At 76.1% G+C, this 549-nt stretch carries 1 protein-coding gene; it reads right to left on the bottom strand.

Annotated features, from left to right (window positions below; genetic code table 11):
- Window positions 1-420, bottom strand: a 420-nt coding sequence (locus DVK07_RS20900; RefSeq protein ID WP_121598607.1) for a hypothetical protein, incomplete at its 3' end; no start/stop codon positions are given.
- Between the last annotated feature and the right edge of the window lie 129 nt (window positions 421-549).

Below are 549 nucleotides of genomic sequence, written 5' to 3'. Positions count from 1 at the left end.
GTACCGGATCCGGATCCGGTTCGCCCCGCCGGGCCGGAGTTCGATCGCTCCACCGGCGAGGTCGACGGCCGTCTCCGCGGGCCCCGTGCCGACGCGGAGCGTGCGCTCCGGCCGGTCCTCGATCCGATACGCGAGCGCGAGGCCGCCCGGTCGGTCCGGCGACTCGACGAGCGCGACGCGGTCGACGTCCGCCGCGGCGAACCCGGTCGGAACGCGGAGGAGTACCGTCGTCTGCGCCGCCATCGCGGGGTCGCTCACCGGAGTCGACCCGGCGACGACGCCGCCGATCGCCCGCTCCAGCCGGTCCGCCTCGGCGCCGATCCGCTCACTCGTCGTCGCGGTCCGGGCCGTCTCGACCGCGGGCATCGACGCCGCCAGCAGCGCGACCGCCACGAGGACGGTGAGAACCACCCGAATCACGGCCCGTTCACAGCGACTCCCGGAGCCGGTCCAGCGCGTCCGTCGCCCACGCGCCGTCGTCGCCGTCTCCCCCGTCCTCCGCGCCCTCGCTGTCGCCGGTACACGGTCCGGACGTCGGTCGGTCGTCCG

The organism is Halorubrum sp. Atlit-26R (assembly GCF_003666015.1).
Lineage (GTDB): Archaea > Halobacteriota > Halobacteria > Halobacteriales > Haloferacaceae > Halorubrum.
The sequence above is the reverse complement of the archived record's forward strand: the minus strand, read 5'-3'. Positions and strand labels throughout refer to the sequence as shown.